We start from the raw sequence: 23,692 nt of genomic DNA on the forward strand, positions 1-23,692 counted from the left end.
CGGGTATTCTTATCTGATGTCCGCGGAGCGTCTGTCCGCGGTGAGAGCTGAATAGAGGAGACCGCTGATGGATATCGAACTCGCACTGCTGCGCGGAATCGAGAAGGAGAAGGCGATTCCCTTCGACGAACTCGTGTCGATCATCGAGCAGGCCATCCTCACCGCCTACGGCAAGCACATCTCGGAAGACGGAGCCGTACCGGCCGGCGTGCGCGTGGAACTCGACCGCAAGACCGGCCACGTCGCCGTGCTGCAGCCCGTCACCGACGAGGAGGACGCGATCATCGGCGAGGAGGAGGTCGTGACCGAGAACTTCGGCCGCATCGCCGCCTACGCGGCCAAGCAGGTGATCAGCCAGCGTCTGCGCGACATCGCCGACGACGCCGTGCTCGGAGAGTTCCGCGGCAAGGAGGGCGACATCGTCGCCGGCGTCATCCAGCAGGGTCCCAACCCCCGCATGATCCACGTCGACCTCGGCACCGTCGAGGCGATCCTCCCGCCCGAAGAGCAGGTTCCGGGGGAGGACTACTCCCACGGACGTCGCCTGCGCGTGTACGTGACCAGCGTCGCCAAGGGCGCCAAGGGCCCGCAGATCACCGTCTCTCGCACCCACCCGGGTCTCGTGCGCAAGCTGTTCGCGCTCGAGGTTCCCGAGATCGCCGGCGGCCTCGTCGAGATCGTGTCGCTGGCCCGCGAGGCCGGGCACCGCACGAAGATCGCCGTCAAGGCGAACGACCCGTCGGTGAACGCCAAGGGATCGTGCATCGGCGAGATGGGTCGCCGCGTCCGTGCGGTGACCGAGGAGCTCGCGGGGGAGAAGATCGACATCGTCGACCACCACCCCGATCTCGCCACCTTCGTCGCGCACGCGCTGTCGCCCGCGAAGGTGACCTCGTCGTTCGTCCTGGACGCGAGCACCAAGGCCGTGCGCGCCCTGGTGCCCGACTACCAGCTGTCGCTCGCCATCGGCAAGGAGGGCCAGAACGCCCGTCTCGCGGCCAAGCTCACCGGTGCGAAGATCGACATCCAGCCCGACAGCGTCATGGAGTGAGCGGCGTCGACCTGCTCGCCCGCGGTGCGGCGGGCATCGCTCGATGCGCCGAGGTGTAAGATGGACACTGTACGAACGTGCGTAGGTTGTCGCGGTCGTGCCTCTCGATCCGCCCTGATCAGGGTGGTCGTGCAGAACGACCGGCTCGTCGTCGACGAGCGGGCCGCTCTGCCAGGGAGGGGCGCGTGGCTGCATCCGTCGCTCGAGTGCCTCGACACCGCTCTGCGGCGACGGGCCTTCGCACGAGCACTCCGCGTGCCGCCGTCCATCGGATTCCCCGAGGCGGAGGACGCGCAGACCATCCAACGGCACTTCCACCGGAACAAAGGCTGAACGGCTATGGAAACAAAGTGAACGGCTCGAAATGAGACCCGTCCGCGACTAGTGGTCTGCCCTGCCTGGGCGGACCGACCCAGACAGGAGAATTGTGGCTGCCAAACCACGTGTGCACGAGATCGCCGCTGAACTCGGCGTCGACAGCAAGTTCGCGCTCGCGAAGCTCAAGGAGCTCGGCGAGTTCGTGAAGAGTCCGTCTTCGACGGTGGAGCCTCCGGTGGCGCGCAAGCTGCGCGCCGCGATCCAGGCCGACCCCAACGCGAAGCCGGCAGAGAAGACCGAGGCGAAGCCTGCGGCCAAGTCCGCCGCTTCCCCGAAGGCGCCGACCCCCGGCCCGAAGCCCGGACCCGCCAAGAAGGCGGCCCCCGCTGAGGCGCCCGCCGCACCCGCCACCGAGTCCGCTGCTCCCGCAGCGACCTCGGGCGCACCCACGCCCGGACCGGCGAAGCCCGCGGCTCCCAAGCCCGGCGGCAGCGCTCCCGCGGCCGGCGACAGCGCCCCGAAGCCGGGCGGTGCACCCAAGCCGGGTGCCCCGCGCCCCGGCAACAACCCGTTCTCGTCCGCGCAGGGCATGGGACAGCGTCCGGCGGGCCCCCGTCCGGGCAACAACCCGTTCGCCTCGCAGCAGGGCATGGGCCAGCGACCGACTCCGGGCAACATCCCGCGTCCGCAGGCTCCCCGACCCGATTCTCCCCGCGTGGGCGCTCCGCGCCCCGGCCGTCCCGGCGGCGCAGGTGCGCGCGGTGGTCAGGGCGGTCGTCCCGGCGCACCGTTCCAGCAGCGTCCCGGCGGTCCCGGCCGTCCCGGCGGCGCCGGTGGCGGTCCCGGTGCCGGCGGCGGCTTCCAGCGCCCCGGTGGCGGCTTCGCCGGTCGTCCCGGCGGTGGTGGCGGCCGTGGCCGTGGCCCCGGCGGAGGCACCGCCGGTGCCTTCGGCAAGGGCGGCGGCAAGAGCAAGCAGCGCAAGTCGCGTCGGGCGAAGCGCCAAGAGTTCGAGATGCGGTCGGCGCCGGTCGTCGGCGGCGTCAACGTCTCGAAGGGCAACGGCGAGATCATCCGGCTCCGCCGCGGAGCATCCATCGCGGACTTCGCGGACAAGCTCGAAGCACTGAACGGCTACACCGTCCAGCCCGGCACCCTGGTCACCATCCTGTTCAACCTGGGCGAGATGGCCACGGCCACCGAGTCCCTGGACGAGGCGACCTTCGAGGTGCTCGGCGAGGAGCTGGGCTACAAGATCCAGATGGTCTCGCCCGAGGACGAGGACAAGGAGCTCCTCGAGGGCTTCGGTCTCGACCTGGAGGGTGAGCTCGACGCCGAGAGCGACGACGACCTCGAGATCCGCCCGCCGGTGGTCACCGTCATGGGACACGTCGACCACGGTAAGACCCGTCTGCTCGACGCGATCCGCCAGTCCAACGTCATCGAGGGTGAGGCCGGCGGCATCACCCAGCACATCGGCGCGTACCAGATCTGGACCGAGCACGACGGCATCGACCGTGCGGTGACCTTCATCGACACCCCGGGTCACGAGGCGTTCACCGCCATGCGTGCCCGTGGTGCGCAGGTCACCGACATCGCGATCCTCGTGGTCGCCGCCGACGACGGCATCATGCCGCAGACGGTGGAGGCGCTGAACCACGCGCAGGCCGCCGGTGTCCCGATCGTGGTCGCGGTCAACAAGGTCGACAAGCCCGAGGCCAACCCCGGCAAGGTGCGCCAGCAGCTCACCGAGTACGGACTGGTCGCCGAGGAGTACGGCGGCGACGTGCTGTTCGTCGATGTCTCCGCGCGGCAGGGAACCGGCATCCAGGAGCTGATCGACGCCGTCCTGCTGACCGCTGACGCCGGCCTCGACCTCACGGCCAACCCGAACAAGGCCGCCCGTGGTGTCGCCATCGAGGCGAAGCTCGACAAGGGCCGTGGTTCGGTCGCGACCGTGCTCATCCAGTCCGGAACGCTGCGTGTCGGCGACGCGATCGTCGCCGGCACCGCCTACGGCCGGGTGCGCGCCATGCTCGACGAGAACGGCGAATCGGTGGAGTACGCCGCACCGTCGCGTCCGGTGCAGGTGCAGGGTCTGAACTCCGTGCCCCGCGCCGGCGACGTCTTCATCGTCACAGAGGAAGACCGGATGGCGCGTCAGATCGCCGAGAAGCGCGAGGCTGTCCAGCGCAACGCGCTGCTGGCCAAGGCCCGCAAGCGCATCTCGCTCGAGGACTTCACCCGAGCCCTCGAGGAGGGCAAGGTCGAGACGCTCAACCTCATCATCAAGGGCGACGTGTCCGGTGCCGTCGAGGCGCTGGAGGAGTCGCTGCTCAAGATCGAGGTCGACGACTCGGTGCAGCTGCGCATCATCCACCGCGGTGTCGGTGCGGTGACCGAGTCCGATGTGAACCTGGCGACGATCGACAACGCGATCATCGTGGGCTTCAACGTCCGCCCCGATCCGAAGGCCCGTGAGGCCGCAGCCCGTGAGGGTGTGGACGTGCGGTTCTACTCGGTCATCTACTCCGCGATCGACGAGATCGAGAGCTCGCTCAAGGGCATGCTCAAGCCGGAGTACGAAGAGGTCAAGTCGGGTGTCGCCGAGATCCGCGAGGTGTTCCGCTCCTCGAAGTTCGGCAACATCGCCGGTGTCATCGTCCGCTCCGGAACGATCACCCGAAACGCCAAGGCACGCGTCATCCGCGACGGCGTCGTCATCGCCGATGGCCTCGCCATCGAGTCGCTGCGCCGCTTCAAGGACGACGTCACCGAGGTCCGCACGGACTTCGAGGCGGGTATCGGCCTGGGCAAGTACAACGACATCCAGATCGGCGACGAGATCGAGACGACCGAGCTCGTCGAGAAGCCTCGCGGCTGATCGAATCCGTACGATGTGAGGGGCGCCGCGAGGCGCCCCTCATTCGTCCTCAGAGGGGATAGGAACATGGCTGGAGAACGACAGGCACGACTCGCGGATCGCATCCGCGTCATCCTCGCCGAGCGTCTCGAGAAGGGACTGCGCGATCCGCGTCTCGGGTTCGTGACCATCACGGAGGTGCGCGTCTCGGGCGACCTGCAGCACGCCTCCGTGTTCTACACCGTGCTGGGCACGGATGAGGAGCGCGTGGCGAGCGGCGCCGCACTCACCTCGGCGACCGGGCTGCTGCGCAAGGAGGTCGGGCGTCAGCTGAACGTGCGGCTCGTGCCCACGCTCGAGTTCATCCCGGACGCGCTGCCGGAGAGCGCCGGACACATCGCCGACCTTCTGCGCGAAGCGCGTGAGCGCGACGCCGAGGTGGCCAAGCTGGCCTCGTCGGCGACGCACGCCGGTGACGCCGACCCGTACCGGCGCGACGACGAGGACGAGGACTGATCCCGATCAGCGGGGGAGCATGAGCGTTCCGCCGACGGCCTCGACGAGGCCGTCGGCGATGAGCGAGTCGATCGCGCGGTCGCGCTGGGCGGGATCGGGCCAGTCGGCGACGACCTCATCGGCCGCCCGGCGATGGTCCTCAGCGGTGCGCAGCACGCGGAGCACCGCCCCGCGCGCCTGACGGTCCGATCCCTCGAAGCGCGCCTGCCGACGACGCGTGTCACCGGTGTCCGGTCGCCCTGCGGTCAGCCACGCGCATCCGGATGCCAGCGGGCACACCTCGCATCTCGGCGCACGCGCCGTGCAGACCACCGCGCCGAGCTCCATCATGGCGGCGTTGAAGATGGTCGACTCCTCGACATCGTCGGGGAGCAGCTCGGCCATCCGCGCGAGATCCCGCTTCGCGGGCGGGCCGGGCTGGGAGCGGCCGTCGACGGCCCGCGCGATGACGCGCCGCGTGTTCGTGTCGACCACCGGGTGCCGCTCTCCGTAGTGGAAGACGGCCACCGCCCGGGCGGTGTACTCGCCGATCCCCGACAGAGCCAGCAGCGCGGGCACGTCGCGGGGCACGACGCCGCCGTGGCGCTCCACGATCTCCAGCGCCGCCCGGTGCAGCCACAGCGCGCGCCTCGGGTAGCCGAGGTTGGACCACTGATGCACGACCTCCGCGGGGGTGGCGTTCGACATCGCAGACGGGGTCGGCCAGCGGCGCAGCCACGCCTCCAGGTGCGGGATGACCCGGGCCACCGGCGTCTGCTGCAGCATGAACTCGCTCACCAGGGTTCCCCAGGCGCCGTGATCCGCAGCGAACTCCGCGCGCCGCCAGGGCAGGTCACGTGCCGTCGCCGCGTACCAGTCCAGCAGCTCGCCACGCCACACGGGCGCGGGCGTCGATGAGGGCGCGAGCATCCGACCAGCCTATGCCGACGGCATCCCCGCTCGTCCCGTCGGCGCACCGAGGCGCACGCTCTAGGCTTGAGGAATGGTCTCACCCGGCATCCTGCTCGTCGACAAGCCCGGCGGGCTGACCAGTCACGACGTGGTCGCCCGCACACGACGGGCCTTCGGCACGCGCAAGATCGGGCACGCCGGGACGCTCGACCCGATGGCGACGGGGCTGCTGGTGATCGGCATCGAGGGGGCCACCCGGCTGCTCACCTACATCGTCGGCGCCGACAAGACCTACACCGCGACGATCCGGCTCGGCATGCGCACCTCCACGGACGACGCCGAGGGCGAGATCGTCGAGCGCGTCGAGGCCGGTGCCCTCGACGCGGTGACCGACGCAGGCATCGCCGCGGGCATCGCCGCCCTCACCGGCGCGATCTCTCAGGTGCCGAGCTCGGTCTCGGCGATCAAGGTCGACGGCAGGCGCGCCTACGACCGCGTTCGGGCCGGCGAAGAGGTCGAGCTCGCGGCCAGGCAGGTGACCGTCTCGCGCTTCGACGTGATCGACATCAGGCGCGAGGACGGCGTCGTCGACGTCGACGTCGTCGTGGACTGCTCCTCGGGAACCTACATCCGCGCCCTCGCCAGGGATCTCGGCGCGGCGCTCGGCGTCGGAGGCCACCTCACGGTGCTCCGGCGCACCCGGGTGGGCGGCTTCGCCATCGCCGACGCGGTCGGGATCGACGCGCTCTCCGATGCGCGGACGCTGACCCCCGCCGAGGCGGCAGCGCGCACGATGCCCGTGCTGCCGGTGACGGCAGACGAGGCGACCGACCTGCGCCATGGCAAACGCCTGCAGGGGCAGGCCGGGCGGCTGGCGGGACCGGAGGTCGCCGCGATCGACCCCGAGGGCCTGCTCGTCGGCGTCGTCGAGGCTCGAGGAAAGGACATCAAGAGCGCCATGAACATGCCGGAGGGGCAGCGATGATCCTGTGGTTCACCATCACCCAGATCGCCGTCGCGTGCGCCGCCGGGGTGTTCTGCCTCATCGCCGGACTCGCCGGACGTCGTCCGAGCGACTGGACCGTCGGCAGCCTGCTGCTGGTCGAGCTGCTGCTCATCGTGCAGGTGATCATGGCGATCATCGCCCCGCTGGCGGGCAACCCGCCCACCGGCGACCTGCTCGAGTTCTGGGTGTACCTCGTCTCGGCCGTCCTGCTGCCCATCGGCGGTGCGGCATGGGCCCTGCTCGACCGCACGCGGTGGAGCACGGTCATCCTCGGGGTGATCGGCCTGTCGCTGGCGATCATGCTCTGGCGGATGAACGCCATCTGGACGATCCAGGTCGCGTGACCGCGCCGGTCAGGGCCGTCGTCGCGCGTAAGATGGACGACGCAATGTCCCACACCGTTTCGCGCGCCCGGATGACGGGCATCGGCCGAGTTCTCGTCATCGTCTACGCCGTGATGGCGCTGGCGGCCACCGGTCGCAGCTTCGTCCAGATCGTCCGCCGCTTCGACGAGGCACCCCTCGCGTACAGCCTCTCGGCGCTCGCGGCAGCGGTGTACATCCTGGCGACGCTCGCCCTGGTGCTCGCCCGCCGGCGCGGCTGGTACACGGTCGCCTGGGTGGCGATCGTGTTCGAGCTGACCGGCGTGCTCGTGGTCGGCGCGCTCAGCCTGCTGGTGCCGTCGCTGTTCGGCCACGACAGCGTCTGGTCGTACTTCGGCATGGGCTACCTCTTCGTGCCGCTCGTGCTGCCCGTGTTCGGCCTGTGGTGGCTGCGCACGCACCGCCCTCAGGCGGAGGCCGCATGATCGTCTTCCGTGATCCGGCTGAGGTTCCTGCCGACTTCGGTCCCTGCGTCGTGGCGATCGGCAAGTTCGACGGCGTGCACGTCGGACACCGAGCCGTCATCGAGCGGATGCGGGAGGACGCCCGCGCCATCGGCGCCCGCACGGTCGCCGTGACCTTCGACCGCAATCCGCTCGAGGTGCTGCGCCCCGAGCTGTGCCCGGAGAACGTCGTCGGCACCGAGCGCAAGGTCGAGCTCCTCGGAGAACTCGATCTCGACGCGACGCTCGTGCTGACATTCGACCGCGCGCTGGCATCCCTGCCGGCGGAGGACTTCGTCTGCGACATCCTGGTCGACTCCCTGCACGCGGCCATGATCCTCGTCGGCCGGGACTTCCGCTTCGGCCGGGGAGGTGCGGGCGATCCGGACCTGCTGCACAGACTCGGTCCGCAGCACGGCTTCACCGTCGACGTGGTCGACGACGTCACTCCCGAAGGCGGTGGCCGCCGGGTGTCGTCGACGTGGGTGCGCGAGCTGCTCGCCGCGGGCGACGTCGCGCAGGCGGCGAGCGTGCTCGGTCGGCCGGTCACCGTGAGCGGCGAGGTCGTGCACGGACTCAAGCGCGGCCGCGAGCTCGGGTTCCCGACCGCCAACCTGTCGGAGATGATCGACGCCCTGGCCCCGGCCGACGGAGTGTACGCGGGCTGGCTGCACGACCACGCCACGGGCATCCGCCATCCCGCCGCGATCTCGGTAGGCACCAATCCCACGTTCGACGACGTCGAGCGCCGCCAGGTGGAGGCGCACGTGCTCGACGAGACCGGACTCGATCTGTACGGGCATCGCGTGACCGTCGAGTTCACCGACCACCTGCGCGGGATGGTGGCGTTCGAGGGGATGGATGCGCTCATCGCGCAGATGGCGGATGACGTGTCGGTTGCCCGTGAGCGGCTCGGCATCGCTTGATCCGGCAGGCGACTCGCCGTATCATCTGGGTCGGAGAGGGCCGGATGGCCTAAACTCTTAGCAGTGCTCGTCGACAGCCGCAGTATGCGTGCAGCCGAGCACCGAGATCCGCACGGTCCTGGCTGGCGCCACACGCGGATGACAGCAACGAACCGAAGGCCGCTTCGGCACTTCGGCACTCACGCTCAGGAGGAGCATGCCGAGCACGGCGACCGCCGCCCAGCGGCGAAAGAGGACGTCCCGTCGAGATGAAGAGGCGCCGCTGATCCCGATCCTCGCGCGCAAGGTGCGCGAGATCGAGGCCAAGGCGCAGCGGGCCAAGCTGGGCCCGACCAACCGGGTGAAGTTCCAGGTGATCGCTTTCCTGGTGCGCGAGGAGCGCGCCAGGGTGAAGGCCGACCCTGAGGTGACCGACGCCGCCCGCGCGGAGCTGCTCAAGCGGCTCGACGGAGTCGCCACGATCCTCGCGAAGACGGCCGCCCGCGACACCTCGCTGATCCAGCTGCTCGAAGCCGACCAGGCCACATCGCCCGTCGCGAAGCGGATGCGTCGCGACTGGCTGCTGGAGTCGGGGGCCGAGCTGGCACCCGAGGAGCTGGTGATCACCGACATCGCGCCGATCGTGCAGACCCCGGTGGTCCCGGCCGCTCTCGCCGAGAAGCAGGTCACCCCGCCGTCGATCGAGTCGCGTCTGCTGGCTTCGCCGTTCCTCGCCCCCGACCTCACCCCCCGGCCCGCGGCCGTGCCACGCCGGCGGCTCGACGGGTGGGAGCTGATGGGGCCGCTGTACAAGGCGTTCGAATCCGGCGCCGGCGGGGGAGCGGCGACGATGGACCTGCCCCCGACGCCCGAGTACGACCACATCTCGCCCAAGGGCCGCGAGGTCATGGTGCACCAGTCTCGCTTCGTCGAGGCGGTGCGCTCCGGGCATCGCAGCTTCCTGCTCGCCGACGAGCCGGGCCTGGGCAAGACCGCGCAGTCGGTGCTCGCCGCCTCGGTCGCGAACGCCTACCCTCTGCTCGTCGTCGTGCCGAACGTGGTCAAGATGAACTGGGCGCGCGAGGTCGAGCGGTGGACGCCGCAGCGTCGCGCCGCCGTCATCCAGGGCGACGGCACCGACATCGACGCGTTCGCGGACGTCTTCATCGTCAACTACGAGATCCTCGACCGGCACCTGTCGTGGCTCGGCTCGATCGGCCTGAAGGGCATGGTCGTCGACGAGGCGCACTTCATCAAGAACCTGTCGTCGCAGCGCTCGCAGAACGTGCTGGCCCTCGCGGCCCGCATCCGCGACCGGGAGCGCAAGCCGCTGATGCTCGCTCTGACGGGAACCCCGCTGATCAACGACGTCGAGGACTTCGACGCGATCTGGCGCTTCCTCGGCTGGACGAACGGTGAGAAGCCCGAGCCGGAGCTGATGGCGAAGCTGGATGCCACGGGTCTGACTCCTGCCGATAAGTCCTTCTACGCCGAGGCGCGCGAAGCCGTGATCTCGATGGGCATCGTGCGGCGGAAGAAGAAGGATGTCGCCGCGGACCTGCCCGACAAGCTCATCGCCGATCTGCCGGTGCAGCTGGACGACGAGTTCGGCCGCGGCATCCGGGCGGCGGAGCGTGAGCTGGGTGAGCGGATGGCCGCGAAGTACCGCCGGATCGTCGAAGCCCGCACGGCTGCGCACGGCCCGGCCGCGTCGACCCGGATCGACGAGGACATCGTGCGTCTGGTCGCGCACAACGAGCTCGAGGAGTCGAAGGCCGCCGGAGCGGGTGGTGACAACGTGTTCACCATGGTGCGCAGGATCGGGCAGGCGAAGGCGCTGCTGGCCGCAGACTACGCCGCGCAGCTGCAGCGGTCGGTCGGGAAGGTCGTGTTCTTCGCGAAGCACATCGACGTGATGGATCAGGCCGAGGCGCACTTCGCCGCAGCGGGGATCAGGTCGGTGTCGATCCGAGGGGACCAGACCACGCCCGTGCGTCAGCAGGCGATCGATGCGTTCAACACCGACCCCGAGGTGGGCGTCGCGGTGTGCTCGCTCACCGCAGCCGGAGTCGGCGTGAATCTGCAGGTCGCCTCGAACGTCGTGCTCGCAGAGCTGAGCTGGACCGCGGCCGAGCAGACCCAGGCGATCGACCGCGTGCACCGCATCGGCCAGGATGAGCCGGTCACCGCGTGGCGCATCATCGCCGCGCACACGATCGACACAAAGATCGCCGAGCTGATCGACCAGAAGCAGGGGCTCGCCGCGCGTGCCCTCGACGGTGAGGCCGTCGTCGAGGAGCCGGGCGAGTCGGTGCAGATGGCCGCGCTGATGCACCTGCTGCGGGAGGCTCTCGGCTCCTAGGGCCGTGCACTCCGATGCGGGCGTTAAGAACTTTGATTCTTATCGCCCGCATTCGTCTGTTCTGCGGAGATCCGCCCAAGAATCCCGCATCGCGGCCACAGTGCTGGCAAGATCATTCGTTTTCGCGCGTGCGGAATGGCTTTTCGACACCGAGGAGCGCTAGGGTCGAGAACGGGCAGTGTCGCCTCTTCTACCCGTTCCCCTGACGCACGAAGGCAGCAGCATGAAGATCGGCATCCTCACCAGCGGCGGCGACTGCCCCGGCCTCAACGCGGTCATCCGCGGCATCGTGCTCAAGGGCACCACGACGTACGATCTCGAGTTCGTCGGAATCCGCGACGGCTGGCGAGGCGTCGTCGACGGTGACTTCTTCCCCCTGACCCGCCACGAGGTGAAGGGCCTGTCGAAGGTCGGCGGCACGATCCTCGGTACGAGCCGCACCAACCCGTACGAGGGCACGCGCGGCGGAGCCGAGAACATCGCCAAGACCCTGTACGGTCACCGGATCGACGGCATCGTCGCGATCGGCGGCGAGGGGACCCTCGCGGCCGCCGACCGTCTGGCCAAGGACGGCATCAACGTGCTCGGCGTGCCGAAGACGATCGACAACGATCTGCGCGCGACCGACTACTCGTTCGGCTTCGACACCGCCGTCAACATCGCGACCGACGCGATGGACCGCCTGCGCACGACCGGGGACTCGCACCAGCGCTGCATGGTCGCCGAGGTCATGGGCCGGCACGTGGGCTGGATCGCCCTGCACGCCGGGATGGCGGCCGGCGCGCACGTCATCTGCATCCCCGAGGTGCCGATGTCGATGGACGAGATCTGCTCGCTGGTCAGCAGCGCCGCCGCCCGCGGTCGCGCACCGCTCGTCGTCGTGTCGGAGGGCTTCACGCTCAAGGGCATGGACGAGGCGTACAGCGACAAGGGCCTCGACGCGTTCAACCGCCCCCGCCTGGGCGGGATCAGCGAGATCCTCGCCCCGGAGATCGAGCGGATCACCGGCATCGAGACGCGATCGACTGTGCTGGGGCACATCCAGCGCGGCGGATCCCCGTCGGGGTTCGACCGGGTCCTCGCGACCCGACTCGGCCTGCACGCCGCCGACGCCCTCGTCGACGGAGCCTGGGGGCAGATGGTGGCCATGCGCGGCACCGACATCGTCCGGGTGCCGTTCGCCGAGGCGCTGGGCGAGCTGAACACCGTGCCGCGCAGCCGCTACGACGAAGCGGCCGCGCTGTTCGGCTGAACCCTGCAGACGACGCTCGGGCACCCGGTCGGATGCCCGAGCGACCGGTCCTTCAGGCGGCCAGGCCGAGCACGTCCAGCATCCACGCGATCTCGAACGCGCGCTCGCGCCAGGAGTTGTAGCGTCCGCTGACGCCGCCGTGACCCGCCGACATCTCGCACTTCATCATCACGTCCTGCGCGCCCGCGTAGCGCAGAGCCGCAACCCACTTGGCCGGCTCGACGTACAGCACGCGGGTGTCGTTGAGCGATGTCATCGCCAGGATCCGCGGATAGCCGACACCCTCGCGGATGTTCTCGTACGGCGTGTACGACTTCATGTACGCGTACACCTCGGGGTCGTGAAGCGGGTCGCCCCACTCGTCCCACTCGACCACGGTGAGCGGCAGCGAGGGGTCGAGGATGGAGGTGAGCGCGTCGACGAAGGGCACGCCGGCGAGGATGCCGGCGAACAGGTCGGGGGCGAGGTTGGCGACGGCGCCCATGAGCAGTCCACCCGCGCTGCCGCCTTCGGCGACGAGCCGTTCGGGGGCGGTCACGCCGGTGTCGACGAGGTGCTGTGCGCACGCGACGAAGTCGGTGAAGGTGTTGCGCTTGTGCAGCTCCTTGCCCTGCTCGTACCAGTGTCGGCCCATCTCGCCGCCGCCGCGCACGTGAGCGACCGCGAAGATCACACCGCGGTCGAGCATCGACAGGCGCATGGTCGAGAACCCCGGATCGATCGAGTGCTCGTACGATCCGTAGCCGTAGAGGTGGAGGGGGCGCGGCTCGACACCGGGCTCGCCGAACGAGCGCTGCCACACCAGCGAGATCGGCACCAGGGTGCCGTCGGGCGCCGTCGCCCAGACCCGCTGCTGGCCGTAGTCGGCCGGGTCGTACCCGCCGAGGACGGCCATCTGCTTGCGCAGGTGCTTCTCGCCGGTCGCGACATCGAGGTCGAGTACCTGGGGCGGCGTCACGAACGATGTGTACGTCATCCGCAGGAAGGGCGAGTGCCACTCGGGGTTGGCGCTGAAGTAGGCGTCGAACAGGGGTTCGTCGAAGTCCACCTCGTCGAGCTCACCCGTCGCGAGATCCATGATCGCCGACCGCACCAGGCCCTCGCTGCGGTACTCGACGGTGGCGAAGTCGCGGAAGCAGTCCACGTCGATGATCCGCCTGCCCTGACGGTGCGGGATCAGCACCCGTCGCTCTCCCTGCGGCTCGGATGCCGCCACCGAGACGAGCTCGAAGTCCAGGGCGTCGGCGTTGTGCAGGATCAGCAGGCGATCCTGCCCGTCGACCACCGCGTGATCGACCGAGTACTCCACGCCGTCTCGGCGCGGCCACACGACCCGCGCCTGGGCGCTCAGCGGATCGGAGCTCAGTTCGGCGATGTCGATGAGCAGCTCCTCGCTGGTGATCTTCGAGCCCAGGCCGATCACGAGGTACCGGCGGCTGCGGGTGATGCCCGCGCCCATCCAGAATCGCTCGTCCGGCTCATGGAACAGCTGCACGTCGTCGTGCACCGGGGTTCCGATCCGGTGCAGCCACAGGGTGTCCGGGCGCCACGCCTCATCGCGGGTCGTGTAGAGCACGGCGGTGCCGTCCGGCGTGAAGAACGCCTGCCCGGTGTTCGGGATCACGTCGTCGAGCATCTCGCCGGATGCCAGGTCGCGCACATGCACGGTGTACAGCTCCGAGCCCTCGGCATCCACGGACCAGAGCAGTCGGGTGCCGTCATCGGAGGCATCGAACGCGCCGAGGGAGAAGAACTCGTGTCCGGCTGCTTCGACGTTGCCGTCCAGCAGCACCTCCTCACCCGGCACCGGCACTCCGGGCTCGAGCACCGGGGGCGTCCAGTCGTCGTCCTGGGCGGCGGTGCGGCAGTGGATGCCGTACTGCGCGCCTTCCTCCGTGCGGCTGTAGAACCACCAGTCGCCGCGTCGCGTGGGGACGGACAGGTCGGTCTCCTGCACCCGTGAGCGGACCTCCTCGAACAGGGTCTCGCGGAGCCCCGCGAGATGAGCGGTTCTCGCGTCGGTGTAGGCGTTCTCCGCCTCCAGGTGCGAGATCACCTCGGGATCGTCCTTGCCCCGAAGCCACTCGTAGGCGTCGTCGAAGCGGTCGCCGTGGTGGGAGCGCGTGGTGATGCGGCGGGCCGCCGCGGGCGGCTGGATGCGGGAATCGGTCACCCTGCCACGCTACCCGGCGAGTTGACCGCGACCGGGCAGGGTGGGAGGATTCATCCGGGTCCTTAACGGATGACAAACCCACGGTGAACTCTTCGTTCGTCACACGCCGATCTCTCGGCCCCTCCCTGGCAGTCCCAACGAAAGAGTCCGGTGGAAACCGCAGCCCTCATCGTCGTGCTGGTCATCGCGCTGGCGCTCTTCTTCGACTTCACCAACGGATTCCACGACACCGCGAACGCGATGGCCACACCCATCGCCACCGGTGCGCTGAAGCCGAAGACCGCGGTGCTCCTCGCCGCGGTGCTGAACCTCGTCGGAGCGTTCCTCTCGACCGAGGTCGCGAAGACCGTGTCCGGTGGCATCATCCGCGAGGACGCGATCAGCCAGATGGGAGCGCAGGTCTTCCTCCCGCTGATCTTCGCCGGACTCATCGGCGCGATCACCTGGAACATGCTCACCTGGCTGCTGGGTCTTCCGTCCAGCTCGTCGCACGCGCTGTTCGGCGGCCTCATCGGCGCGACCCTCGTCGGGGTCGGGGCCACGGGCATCGACTTCGGGATGGTGCTGTCGAAGATCATCCTCCCCGCCGTGATCGCCCCGCTCACCGCCGGCATCATCGCGTTCATCGCCACCAAGGTGGCCTACGGGGTGACGCGCCGGTACGACGGCAAGCCCGACGGACGCTCCGGGTTCCGCTGGGGCCAGATCTTCACCTCGTCTCTGGTCGCGCTCTCGCACGGCACCAACGACGCGCAGAAGACGATGGGCGTGATCACCCTGGCGCTGATCACGATCGGCTGGCAGACCGGAGACCCGAACAGCTCCGACTACCACAACCCCGAGTTCTGGGTCATCGTCGCCTGCGCGTTCACGATCGCCCTCGGCACGTACCTCGGCGGATGGCGCATCATCCGCACCCTCGGCAAGGGCCTCACCGAGGTCAAGCCCGCACAGGGCTTCGCCGCCGAGAGCTCCACCGCGGCGACGATCCTCGCCTCCAGCGCCCTGGGCTTCGCGCTCTCCACGACGCAGGTCGCCTCGGGATCGGTGATCGGCTCCGGCCTCGGCCGGCGCGGCGCCTCGGTGCGCTGGGCCACGGCCGGTCGGATCGCGATCGGCTGGCTGCTCACGCTTCCTGCGGCGGGCGGCGTCGGCGCCCTCGCCGCCCTGCTGGTCATCTGGTTCGGCAACTGGGGTGTCGCGATCGACGCGGTGCTCGCGCTCGTGATCATCGTGGGCCTGTTCATGTACTCCCGTCGCAACGCGGTGACGTCCGCGAACGCCATGAGCGACGTCGCGGAGTCCGGACTCGCGGTGGACCACCCCGAGGTGCCGGCGCCCACGCGCCGTGCCAGCCGCATGGAGCTCGTGCGCGCCCTCGAGCGCGCCGAGCGCAAGGCCGATGAGGCCGAGCGTGCCGCGCGTCGGGCGAAGAAGCTCAAGAAGGCGGGCGCATCGCCTGCCGAGGTCAAGGCGGCGAAGCGCGCGGCCGACAAGGCCGCGCTGAAGTTCGCCGATGCCGAGAAGGCCGCCCAGGAGTGGGAGAGCGCGATCGCCAGCCGCAAGGCGCGGGCCAAGCTCGCCGAGTGGGATCTCGCCGTCGACGAGCAGGAGGACGCACGATGAGCATCGACTGGGGCGCCTTCGTCAGCGTGTTCCTCGCGGCGCTGCTGGGCGCGGGCACGATCGTCCTCTTCTACGCGCTGGGTCTGCGGATGCTTGTGCGGGCAGGGCGCGTCCCTGTGGTCACCCCCGCGGAGTTCACGGATGCCATCACCGTGCTCTCCGAGAAGGAGATCAGACGCGCCGCCAAGCAGGCCGCCAAGGCGGCGCGCAAGAGCCCGCTCAGCGAAGGACAGAAGACGCTCGCCTTCGCGGCCGCGATCGGCTGCTTCGTCGTGTGCGGCGCGGCCGTCCTCGGCGGCATCCTGCTCATCGTCGTCGGCCACTGACACGCGTCCGCCCGAGAGGGCGGTTCTAGGCTAGTGGCATGTCAGCCTCGTTCGCCTTCGGCAGCCACGCCCCGGCGTCGCACGTCATCGTGCACATCAGCGATCCGCACCTGCTCGCCGGCGGTGCGCGGCTGGGAGGCCGGTTCGACGTCGACGACACCCTCCATCGCACGCTCGACGCCATCCGCGCGACGAGCAGCGATCCGGCGGCGATCGTCGTCACCGGCGACCTCGCCGATCTCGGCGAGCCCGACGCGTATCGCCGCCTGCGAGCCGCCGTCGAACCGCTCGCGGCCGACCTCGGCTGCCCGGTCGTATGGGTGGCGGGCAATCACGACGAGCGCCCGGCGCTGCGGCAGCACCTGCTCGGTCTCCAGCCCAGCGAGCAGCCGATCACCGGGGCGTGGGACCTCGGCGGGCTGAGACTGGTGGCCCTGGACACGAGCGTTCCCGGCTGGCACCACGGCGACCTCGACGCCGCCCAGCTCTACTGGCTGCGCGACGTGCTGGATGAGCCCGCACCGCACGGCACGATCCTGGCCATGCATCATCCTCCGATTCCGAGCCACATCCCGCTGTTCGACATCCTCGAGCTGCGCCACCAGGACGAGCTCGCCGACGTGCTGCGGGGCAGCGACGTGCGTGCCGTCCTCGCCGGTCACCTGCACTACTCCTCGCATGGCCTGTTCGCGGGCATCCCGGTCAGCGTCGCGTCCGCCACGTGCTACACGATGAACGTCGCGCGTCCCGCCGTCGAGGTGAACGGGATGGATGGCGCGCAGTCGTTCCAGCTGGTGCACGTGTACCCCGACACGATCACGCACACCGTGGTGCCGGTGGCCGAGGCACCAACCGGTGATCACTTCACCCGCGAGTGGGCGCAGCGCATGGCATCCCTCACGCCGGAGCAGCGACTCGAGGCGTTCTCCCGCAAGCCCCCGCGCTGAAGCGTCGTAGACTGGGGCCATCCCCCGAATCCCTGATCGCCACTACCCACAAGGATGTGACATGGCCTCGTCTGAGCCTGTTGTTACCCGCACAGAGACCGATTCGATCGGAAGCATCGAGATCCCGGGTGACGCCTACTACGGCGTGCACACGCTGCGTGCCGAGCAGAACTTCCCCATCACCAAGCGCCCCATCTCGGTGTATCCCGATCTGGTGCGCGCACTCGCGATGGTCAAGCAGGCCAGCGCTCGCGCGAACAAGGAGATCGGGGTCCTCGACGCCGAGAAGGCCGACCTGATCGACGCCGCGTCTCAGCGGGTCATCGACGGCGAGTTCCACGACCAGTTCATCGTCGGCGTGATCCAGGGCGGGGCCGGCACCTCGACCAACATGAACGCCAACGAGGTCATCACCAACGTCGCCCTCGAGATGGCGGGTCGGCAGAAGGGCGATTACGCCTTCCTCTCGCCGATCGACCACACCAACCGCAGCCAGTCCACGAACGACGTGTACCCGACCGCGGTGAAGATCGGCCTCTCGCTGAACCTCGTCTCGCTGCTCGACGAGCTCGACCTGCTGCGCACGTCCTTCCTCGGCAAGGCGAACGAGTTCCACGACGTGCTCAAGGTCGGCCGCACCCAGCTGCAGGATGCCGTGCCGATGACCCTCGGCCAGGAGTTCCACGGCTTCGCGACGACCCTGGGCGAGGATCACAGCCGCCTCACCGAGAACGCGTCGCTGCTGACCGAGATCAACATGGGGGCCACCGCGATCGGCACCGGGATCACCACCCATCCCGACTACGCGCCGACCGTGCTGAAGCACCTGCGCGAGATCAGCGGGCTCGACCTCAGCACCGCGACCGACCTCGTCGAGGCCACCAGCGACACCGGCGCGTTCATGTCGTTCTCGTCGTCGCTGAAGCGCAACGCGATCAAGCTCTCCAAGATCTGCAACGACCTGCGCCTGCTCTCGTCCGGCCCGCAGGCCGGTATCGGCGAGATCAACCTGCCGGCCATGCAGGCCGGCTCCAGCATCATGCCGGGCAAGGTCAACCCCGTCATCCCCGAAGCCGTCAACCAGGTCGCGTTCGCCGTCGCGGGTGCCGACGTCACGGTGACGATGGCGGTCGAGGGCGGCCAGCTGCAGCTCAACGCCTTCGAGCCGGTCATCGCGCACTCGATCTTCCAGTCGATCACGTGGATGCGTCAGGCGATGTGGACGCTGCGGGTGAACTGCGTCGACGGGATCACCGCGAACCGCGAGCGTCTCGGCGCGATGGTGGGCGCATCGGTCGGCGTCGTCACGGCGCTGACGCCGTTCATCGGCTACGCGGCATCCGCGGCGCTCGCCAAGACCGCACTGCTCACCAACCGCAACGTCGCCGACCTCGTCGTCGAGGCAGGGCTGATGTCGCGCGAAGAGGTCATGAAGCAGATCTCGCCGGCGCGCCTGTCCGGGCTCGAGACCGTCACCGCGGCGATTCCCGTGATCGCGGCGGAAGACCTCCCGCAGTCGTAGCGCCGGAGATCGAGAAGAGGCGGGTGCCCTGGGGCATCCGCCTCTTCTCGCGTTCGACCGACGCGGATCAGCCCAGGGTGCGGCAGTGCGTCGTGAGCTCGCCGATCCCGTCGACACCCACCGTGACCGTGGAGCCGTCCCGCAGGAAGATCTGCGGATCGCGCGAGTAGCCGGCGCCGCCGGGGCTGCCGGTGGAGATCAGGGTTCCCGGCTGCAGGGTGGCCGACGACGACAGGTGCGCGATCAGCGTCGCGACGCTGCGCACCATCTGCCCCGTGCTGGCGTCCTGCACGGTCTGCCCGTCGACGACGGCCCAGATGTGCAGGTCCTGCGGGTCGGGGATCTCATCAGCCGTGACGACCACGGGACCGGTCGGGGTGAAGCCGTCGAACGACTTGCATCGCGACCACTGCGCCTCCGCGAACTGGATGTCACGCGCTGTGATGTCGTTGACGACCGTGTAGCCCCAGACCGCGTCGAGCGCCTCGTCGACCGTGAGGTCTTTGGCGGGACGGCCGATGATCACGCCGAGCTCGGCCTCGTAGTCGACGGATTCGCTCAGGGCGCGCGGCCACGACGTCGTCTCGTCGTGCGCGCCGAGCGAGTTGGGCCACAGGGTGAACACCGTGGGGGCGGTGTCGGTCTTGAGGCCCAGCTCGCTCGAATGAGCGGCGTAGTTCAGGCCGACGGCGAGGATGACCGGCGGCGCGACGACGGCGGGGCCGAAGCGCATGCCCGACACCGGATGCCGTGGCGCATCGCCCGAGGCGAAGGCGGCTCGCAGCTGCGCGAGCAGCTCGTCGCCGCCCTCGATCAGCTGCTGCAGGGTCGGCGGAGCGGGGGAGAGGAGGTCGCTGACGAGGATGGCCTCCGCGCCGTCGATGACGGCGAGCTGCAGGTCCTCGGAATCGCGAGCGCGCAGATGGGCGAAACGCATGCCTCTACGCTACCCGTCGCGATGCCGCCCGTGGCAGAGGCGGCCTCTAGGCTTTGCTCATGAGCTTTGGAGCACGGCCCCCGGCCGCGCAGTCGTCGGACCCGTTCCCCACGCTGCTCGCCGGCCGTTCCCGGTACATGCCACCGGCGCCGTCCGCACCCGCACCCGCACCCGCCATGCCGGCCCTGCCGATGCCCGCGCGGCGCGGGCGGAGCGCGTCGGTGTGGGCGTTCGGCGTGCTCGCCTTCCTGATGATCGCGCTGATCGCGTACTTCGCGCTGTTCCTCGGCGTGGGGGCGTCGATCGTCGGGCTCGTCCTCGCGTTCGTGCCGCTCGCGATCGTGCTCACCGGCGTGCGGATGATCGATCGGTGGGAACCCGAGCCGAAGAACCTGGTCGTCTTCGCGCTCGCCTGGGGCGCCGTGGCGGCCGTCGGCATCACCCTGCTGGTCGATCTGGCGTTCGCGCTGGCTGTCGGGCAGCGCAACGAGTTCTTCGCCGCGGTCATCCAGGCGCCCGTGATCGAGGAGCTCGCGAAGGGCCTCGGGGTGCTGCTGGTGTTCGTCATCGGCCGTCGAGCCTTCGACGGGCCGGTCGACGGCGTGGTCTACGGAGCGCTGGTCGGTGCCGGGTTCGCGTTCACCGAGAACATCCAGTACTTCGGCACCAGCCTCACCTCCGGCGGTGCCGCTGACCTCACGGTCACGTTCATCCTCCGCGGGCTGGTCTCGCCGTTCGCGCACGCCATGTTCACCGCTCTGACCGGATTCGCCATCGGCCTGGCCGCACGTCGGGGTGCGAGCACAGCGTCCGCCGTGGGGTCGGGTGCGGTCGGCCTGGTCGGCGCCGTCGGCCTTCACGCGTACTGGAACGGCTCGTCTCTGCTGGGCGACTTCCTCGCGCTGTACATCACCACGCAGGTTCCGCTGTTCATCGGGTTCATCATCGCGATCCTGGCGCTGCGCCGGGAGGAGACGCGTCTGACGCGCCTGCGCCTGAGCGAGTACGCCGCCGCCGGATGGTTCACCCCGCAGGAGGTCGAGATGCTGGCGACCCCGGCGGGCCGGCGGACGGGCCTGCGCTGGGCATCCGGTCTGCGCGGCGACCGCCGAACGGTGATGCAGTCGTTCATCCACGACGCCGCGGCGCTCGCTGCCGTGCGGCAGCGGGCGATCACCGGTCGCGACCCGCTCGCCGCGGCGGACGAGCACGCGCTGCTGATGCGTACCAGGGATGCCAGGGCGCGTCTGCTCGCGTACTGACGGCTCCGCACCGGGCGAAGACAGACTCAGCGCCCGGTGCTGCGGCGATGCCTGCAAGACTCCCGGGCGCTGAGTTGATCTACAGACAGGGTGCCTCGACCTCGGTACGAAGTCAAGACCTCCGGATGGATCGCGACCTCAGACGCTCTCCACGATGACGTCGAGCGCGACGCCGTCGCAGGACAGTCGGGGAAGGTCGGCGAGCCTGCTGCCGCGCACCGAGTCACCCGTCGCGCAGCGCGGATCGGTGGAGACCACGACCCGGCCGACACCGTTGACGAGGGTCACCTGATGGCCCAGCGAGGCGAAGCGCGGAATGATCTCTCGCTCGACCTCGGCGACGAGCAGGTCGAGCCCAGCCACACCCAGCAGGCGCCCGCCGTCACTGGCGGGAACGGCCACGGTGATCGTGTACTCGTCGCTGCACAGGTAGTCGACGTACGGGCCCGCCACGTGCGGTCCTCCCGTGCTCATCGGCACGCGGTACCACTCGAGTTCGCTGTAGTCGATGTACTCCTTGTTCACGGTCTGCGAGGCGAGCACCAGCTGCCGGCCGCCTTCGCCCTGCCACCAGGCGAGGTGGCTGCGGGCGTCGGCGAGAAGATCGATCGCCGCGATGAAGCCGGCGCCGTAGACCGGCACGGCGTCCAGCGCCAGGGTGCGCGCGGCGTACGGCTCGACGATCGCGTCGAACCGGGGCCGGGTCAGCGAACCCTCGCCGAGCGCGACCGAGAGCTCCGCGGCACAGGAGGTGACCCAGCTGTCGAGCATGCGGATCGGAGCGCCGAAGTACTCCTCGACCATCCGGACCGCATCCGCAGGTTCGGATGTCATGGGGGCGGGTGTGGTGGCGGCGGGTGTCGTGGGGGTGTTCATCGCGTCCTCCAGTGCACGTCGATGGGCGGGACTCATGAGGTGCTCGCGGGCGAACTCTGCAGGTGGATGAGAGCGTCGATGACGCCGACGACCAGACCTTCGGTGCGCGCTCCCGCCGTGTCGGGATCGCCCTCCTCCACCGCTCTGATGATGGCAGCGAGCGCCGCCGACTGACTGCGCAGTCCCGCGCCGTCCGGTGCGGCGAGACGGAGGTAGGGCGAGAACTCGGCCTGCAGCTTCATCTGCTCGCGGGTCAGACGGGCCGACTGGCTCAGCGAGACGAGCTCGACGAGCACATCATCGAGCAGGCGGCGCTGCTGGTCGACGTCGAGATCGTCGACCAGCTCGAGGCGACGGCGCACCCGGCCGGCTTCGCTGACATCCGCGCGCCGTGCGGCGAGACGGACGGCGGCGGCCGTGATCGCACTGTAGTGCGCGCCCATGTCACGCAGCGCGAGCCGCGACATGCGCATGAGCGCATCGTGCGCGAAGGCGAGCGGATCGGCGTCGTCGACGACGAAGCTGCCCCCGTTGCGTCCACGACGCGTGACGATCAGTCCCTGGCCGCGCAGCGTGAGCAGAGCCTCCCGCACGGTGACCGGTGCGACACCGAAGCTGCGCGCGAGGTCGGATTCGGATGGGAGCCGCTCACCGGCCCGCAGGTGACCGCGGTGGATGGCGTCCACGAGCCGGCGCACGACGAGCTCCGCACGGCCTTCATCCCCGATCGACTGGAAGAGGGCGCCCTGCAGCCGGTGCGGGTGACGGCCCCGCTGACGATCCGGATCGGTGCGCGCACCGGCGGGGGAGGTCAGCGAGTCCATCTCTGGATTCTTCCACGTCGTCGATCCGCGGAGAAGAGTTGAAATATGACCTACGGTCTTATATGTTTAACCGACCTTCCGTATCGATGAGGATCGAGGAGCACGAGATGACGACTGCCGCGCTGGCCACCGATGCCGACAGCGACGCCGCAGCTCCCGGCAGCGTGTCACTGTCGGGCCTGACCAAGTCCTTCGGCGACTTCACCGCGGTGCGCGATCTCGATCTGCACGTCGCGCCGGGGGAGTTCCTCTCCATGCTCGGCCCGTCGGGATCCGGCAAGACCACCGTGCTGCGCATCATCGCCGGGTTCGAGGAGGCGACCTCCGGCACCGTCCGTCTCTCCGGCGTGGATGTCACTCGCACCCCGCCGCACGCCCGTGACGTCAACACGGTCTTCCAGGACTACGCGCTCTTCCCCCACATGACCATCGCCGAGAACGTCGGCTACGGACTGCGCGTGAAGGGGACCAGCAGGAGCGAACGCGTCGAGCAGGTCGCCGAGTCGCTGCAGCGCGTGCGTCTCGACCACGTCGCCGACCGCCTGCCCCATCAGCTCTCGGGCGGCCAGCGCCAGCGCATCGCCCTGGCCCGCGCGCTGATCCTGCGGCCGCAGGTGCTGCTGCTCGACGAACCCCTCGGAGCCCTCGACAAGCAGCTGCGCGAGCAGATGCAGATCGAGCTGAAGCAGATCCAGCGGGAGGTCGGCATCACCTTCGTCTTCGTCACGCACGATCAGGAGGAGGCGCTGACGCTGAGCGATCGCGTCGCCGTGTTCAACAACGGTCGCATCGAGCAGGTCGGCACCGCCCGCGAGGTCTACGAGGAGCCGCAGACGGAGTTCGTCGCGCGCTTCCTCGGGCTGTCGAACCTCATCGGCGCTCAGCTCGCGCAGGAGCTCACCGGCACCCGCCGCACCATGAGCATCCGTCCGGAGCGGGTGCGGATGCTCGGTGCTTCCGACGCGCTCGCCGACGGCGACGTGGGGCTGACCGGCACGATCGCCGAGATCGTCTACACCGGGCCGGCCACCCGCTACCTGATCAGCTCCGATGCCGGCGTCGACATCCTCGCCGAGCGACCGAACGCCCATCACATCGCCGGTCTGGACGTGCCGCGGCGAGGCGATCGGGTGCGTGCCGCCTGGAACCCGGCGCACGCAGCACGACTTCCCTGAGCACCACCCTGTTCCCACCCGCGCACCGCGATCACAA

General features: G+C 69.5%; 21 protein-coding genes. 16 read left to right on the forward strand and 5 right to left on the reverse strand.

Features of this window, described 5'->3' with window-relative positions; genetic code table 11:
* Window positions 1-67: 67 nt before the first annotated feature.
* The 4 genes from nusA (at window position 68) to rbfA (ending at window position 4,745) form a co-directional block, all read left to right on the forward strand.
* Window positions 68-1,051, forward strand: a complete 984-nt coding sequence (gene nusA, locus AB0O65_RS04715; RefSeq protein WP_071642282.1) for a transcription termination factor NusA — start codon at window positions 68-70, stop codon at window positions 1,049-1,051.
* Between the two features lie 129 nt (window positions 1,052-1,180).
* The gene (locus tag AB0O65_RS04720) at window positions 1,181-1,384 is read left to right on the forward strand and encodes a DUF448 domain-containing protein (RefSeq protein ID WP_256221032.1); all 204 of its coding nucleotides are present in this window, start codon (window positions 1,181-1,183) and stop codon (window positions 1,382-1,384) included.
* A 94-nt stretch (window positions 1,385-1,478) separates the two neighbouring features.
* Window positions 1,479-4,250 carry a translation initiation factor IF-2 gene (infB, locus tag AB0O65_RS04725; protein ID WP_313478052.1) on the forward strand — a complete coding sequence of 924 codons (2,772 nt, stop codon included), beginning with the start codon at window positions 1,479-1,481 and terminating at the stop codon, window positions 4,248-4,250.
* A 66-nt stretch (window positions 4,251-4,316) separates the two neighbouring features.
* Complete coding sequence (gene rbfA / locus AB0O65_RS04730) at window positions 4,317-4,745, forward strand: 30S ribosome-binding factor RbfA (RefSeq protein WP_071642289.1); 429 nt, start codon at window positions 4,317-4,319, stop codon at window positions 4,743-4,745.
* Window positions 4,746-4,751: 6 nt separating this feature from the next.
* On the opposite strand, the gene AB0O65_RS04735 is transcribed toward rbfA, so the two are convergent.
* Entirely contained in the window at window positions 4,752-5,654 is a 903-nt protein-coding gene (locus AB0O65_RS04735; RefSeq protein WP_363383367.1) for an A/G-specific adenine glycosylase, read from the reverse strand.
* Window positions 5,655-5,727: 73 nt separating this feature from the next.
* On the opposite strand from AB0O65_RS04735, the gene truB reads away from it, so the two are divergent.
* The 6 genes from truB (at window position 5,728) to AB0O65_RS04765 (ending at window position 11,987) form a co-directional block, all read left to right on the forward strand.
* Window positions 5,728-6,621, forward strand: a complete 894-nt coding sequence (gene truB, locus AB0O65_RS04740; protein WP_313478058.1) for a tRNA pseudouridine(55) synthase TruB — start codon at window positions 5,728-5,730, stop codon at window positions 6,619-6,621.
* Window positions 6,618-6,986, forward strand: a complete 369-nt coding sequence (locus tag AB0O65_RS04745) for a hypothetical protein (protein ID WP_071642296.1) — start codon at window positions 6,618-6,620, stop codon at window positions 6,984-6,986. Before truB ends, AB0O65_RS04745 begins: the two co-directional genes overlap by 4 nt.
* Window positions 6,987-7,030: 44 nt before the next feature.
* Window positions 7,031-7,450 (forward strand): hypothetical protein, encoded by a 420-nt coding sequence (locus tag AB0O65_RS04750; RefSeq protein WP_225211021.1) that lies wholly within the window; start codon window positions 7,031-7,033, stop codon window positions 7,448-7,450.
* Window positions 7,447-8,394, forward strand: a complete 948-nt coding sequence (locus AB0O65_RS04755; protein ID WP_071642298.1) for a bifunctional riboflavin kinase/FAD synthetase — start codon at window positions 7,447-7,449, stop codon at window positions 8,392-8,394. Before AB0O65_RS04750 ends, AB0O65_RS04755 begins: the two co-directional genes overlap by 4 nt.
* Window positions 8,395-8,590: 196 nt before the next feature.
* Window positions 8,591-10,735, forward strand: a complete 2,145-nt coding sequence (locus AB0O65_RS04760; protein ID WP_363383370.1) for a DEAD/DEAH box helicase — start codon at window positions 8,591-8,593, stop codon at window positions 10,733-10,735.
* A gap of 223 nt (window positions 10,736-10,958) precedes the next feature.
* The gene (locus tag AB0O65_RS04765) at window positions 10,959-11,987 is read left to right on the forward strand and encodes an ATP-dependent 6-phosphofructokinase (RefSeq protein WP_071642302.1); all 1,029 of its coding nucleotides are present in this window, start codon (window positions 10,959-10,961) and stop codon (window positions 11,985-11,987) included.
* 52 nt (window positions 11,988-12,039) lie between these two features.
* Here the strand turns inward: AB0O65_RS04765 and AB0O65_RS04770 are convergent, their stop codons facing one another.
* On the reverse strand, window positions 12,040-14,160 hold the full coding sequence (locus AB0O65_RS04770) for a S9 family peptidase (protein ID WP_363383372.1): 2,121 nt from the start codon (window positions 14,158-14,160) through the stop codon (window positions 12,040-12,042).
* Between the two features lie 150 nt (window positions 14,161-14,310).
* Between AB0O65_RS04770 and AB0O65_RS04775 the strand changes: the two genes are divergently transcribed.
* From AB0O65_RS04775 to AB0O65_RS04790, 4 genes are all read left to right on the forward strand, one after another.
* Window positions 14,311-15,786 (forward strand): inorganic phosphate transporter, encoded by a 1,476-nt coding sequence (locus AB0O65_RS04775; protein ID WP_083428659.1) that lies wholly within the window; start codon window positions 14,311-14,313, stop codon window positions 15,784-15,786.
* Window positions 15,783-16,112 carry a peptidase gene (locus AB0O65_RS04780; RefSeq protein ID WP_071642304.1) on the forward strand — a complete coding sequence of 110 codons (330 nt, stop codon included), beginning with the start codon at window positions 15,783-15,785 and terminating at the stop codon, window positions 16,110-16,112. Before AB0O65_RS04775 ends, AB0O65_RS04780 begins: the two co-directional genes overlap by 4 nt.
* A 38-nt stretch (window positions 16,113-16,150) precedes the next feature.
* Window positions 16,151-17,059: a phosphodiesterase gene (locus AB0O65_RS04785; protein WP_363383375.1), complete on the forward strand. Its 909-nt coding sequence runs from the start codon at window positions 16,151-16,153 to the stop codon at window positions 17,057-17,059.
* A 61-nt stretch (window positions 17,060-17,120) separates the two neighbouring features.
* On the forward strand, window positions 17,121-18,581 hold the full coding sequence (locus tag AB0O65_RS04790) for an aspartate ammonia-lyase (protein ID WP_363383377.1): 1,461 nt from the start codon (window positions 17,121-17,123) through the stop codon (window positions 18,579-18,581).
* A gap of 67 nt (window positions 18,582-18,648) precedes the next feature.
* Here AB0O65_RS04790 and AB0O65_RS04795 read toward each other — a convergent pair whose 3' ends face one another.
* The gene (locus AB0O65_RS04795) at window positions 18,649-19,518 is read right to left on the reverse strand and encodes a fumarylacetoacetate hydrolase family protein (RefSeq protein WP_363383379.1); all 870 of its coding nucleotides are present in this window, start codon (window positions 19,516-19,518) and stop codon (window positions 18,649-18,651) included.
* A gap of 59 nt (window positions 19,519-19,577) precedes the next feature.
* On the opposite strand from AB0O65_RS04795, the gene AB0O65_RS04800 reads away from it, so the two are divergent.
* Window positions 19,578-20,780, forward strand: a complete 1,203-nt coding sequence (locus tag AB0O65_RS04800; RefSeq protein WP_313480705.1) for a PrsW family intramembrane metalloprotease — start codon at window positions 19,578-19,580, stop codon at window positions 20,778-20,780.
* A 138-nt stretch (window positions 20,781-20,918) separates the two neighbouring features.
* On the opposite strand, the gene AB0O65_RS04805 is transcribed toward AB0O65_RS04800, so the two are convergent.
* Window positions 20,919-21,656 carry a cache domain-containing protein gene (locus AB0O65_RS04805; protein WP_363383381.1) on the reverse strand — a complete coding sequence of 246 codons (738 nt, stop codon included), beginning with the start codon at window positions 21,654-21,656 and terminating at the stop codon, window positions 20,919-20,921.
* Window positions 21,657-21,688: 32 nt separating this feature from the next.
* Complete coding sequence (locus tag AB0O65_RS04810) at window positions 21,689-22,480, reverse strand: GntR family transcriptional regulator (RefSeq protein WP_191711757.1); 792 nt, start codon at window positions 22,478-22,480, stop codon at window positions 21,689-21,691.
* 107 nt (window positions 22,481-22,587) lie between these two features.
* Here AB0O65_RS04810 and AB0O65_RS04815 point away from each other — a divergent pair, with 107 nt between their 5' ends.
* Complete coding sequence (locus tag AB0O65_RS04815; protein ID WP_363383384.1) at window positions 22,588-23,655, forward strand: ABC transporter ATP-binding protein; 1,068 nt, start codon at window positions 22,588-22,590, stop codon at window positions 23,653-23,655.
* Window positions 23,656-23,692 lie beyond the last annotated feature (37 nt).

It is taken from the genome of Microbacterium sp. NPDC077391 (genome assembly GCF_040686955.1).
GTDB classification, from domain to species: domain Bacteria; phylum Actinomycetota; class Actinomycetes; order Actinomycetales; family Microbacteriaceae; genus Microbacterium; species Microbacterium commune.

Bases quoted from the DNA above. Each gene is read 5' to 3' on its own strand.
- nusA (WP_071642282.1), top strand. From the start codon at position 68: ATGGATATCGAACTCGCACTGCTGCGCGGAATCGAGAAGGAGAAGGCG.
- rbfA (WP_071642289.1), top strand. From the start codon at position 4,317: ATGGCTGGAGAACGACAGGCACGACTCGCGGATCGCATCCGCGTCATC.
- AB0O65_RS04735 (WP_363383367.1), bottom strand. From the start codon at position 5,654: ATGCTCGCGCCCTCATCGACGCCCGCGCCCGTGTGGCGTGGCGAGCTG.
- truB (WP_313478058.1), top strand. From the start codon at position 5,728: ATGGTCTCACCCGGCATCCTGCTCGTCGACAAGCCCGGCGGGCTGACC.
- AB0O65_RS04745 (WP_071642296.1), top strand. From the start codon at position 6,618: ATGATCCTGTGGTTCACCATCACCCAGATCGCCGTCGCGTGCGCCGCC.
- AB0O65_RS04750 (WP_225211021.1), top strand. From the start codon at position 7,031: ATGTCCCACACCGTTTCGCGCGCCCGGATGACGGGCATCGGCCGAGTT.
- AB0O65_RS04755 (WP_071642298.1), top strand. From the start codon at position 7,447: ATGATCGTCTTCCGTGATCCGGCTGAGGTTCCTGCCGACTTCGGTCCC.
- AB0O65_RS04760 (WP_363383370.1), top strand. From the start codon at position 8,591: ATGCCGAGCACGGCGACCGCCGCCCAGCGGCGAAAGAGGACGTCCCGT.
- AB0O65_RS04765 (WP_071642302.1), top strand. From the start codon at position 10,959: ATGAAGATCGGCATCCTCACCAGCGGCGGCGACTGCCCCGGCCTCAAC.
- AB0O65_RS04780 (WP_071642304.1), top strand. From the start codon at position 15,783: ATGAGCATCGACTGGGGCGCCTTCGTCAGCGTGTTCCTCGCGGCGCTG.
- AB0O65_RS04785 (WP_363383375.1), top strand. From the start codon at position 16,151: ATGTCAGCCTCGTTCGCCTTCGGCAGCCACGCCCCGGCGTCGCACGTC.
- AB0O65_RS04790 (WP_363383377.1), top strand. From the start codon at position 17,121: ATGGCCTCGTCTGAGCCTGTTGTTACCCGCACAGAGACCGATTCGATC.
- AB0O65_RS04795 (WP_363383379.1), bottom strand. From the start codon at position 19,518: ATGCGTTTCGCCCATCTGCGCGCTCGCGATTCCGAGGACCTGCAGCTC.
- AB0O65_RS04800 (WP_313480705.1), top strand. From the start codon at position 19,578: ATGAGCTTTGGAGCACGGCCCCCGGCCGCGCAGTCGTCGGACCCGTTC.
- AB0O65_RS04805 (WP_363383381.1), bottom strand. From the start codon at position 21,656: ATGAACACCCCCACGACACCCGCCGCCACCACACCCGCCCCCATGACA.
- AB0O65_RS04810 (WP_191711757.1), bottom strand. From the start codon at position 22,480: ATGGACTCGCTGACCTCCCCCGCCGGTGCGCGCACCGATCCGGATCGT.
- AB0O65_RS04815 (WP_363383384.1), top strand. From the start codon at position 22,588: ATGACGACTGCCGCGCTGGCCACCGATGCCGACAGCGACGCCGCAGCT.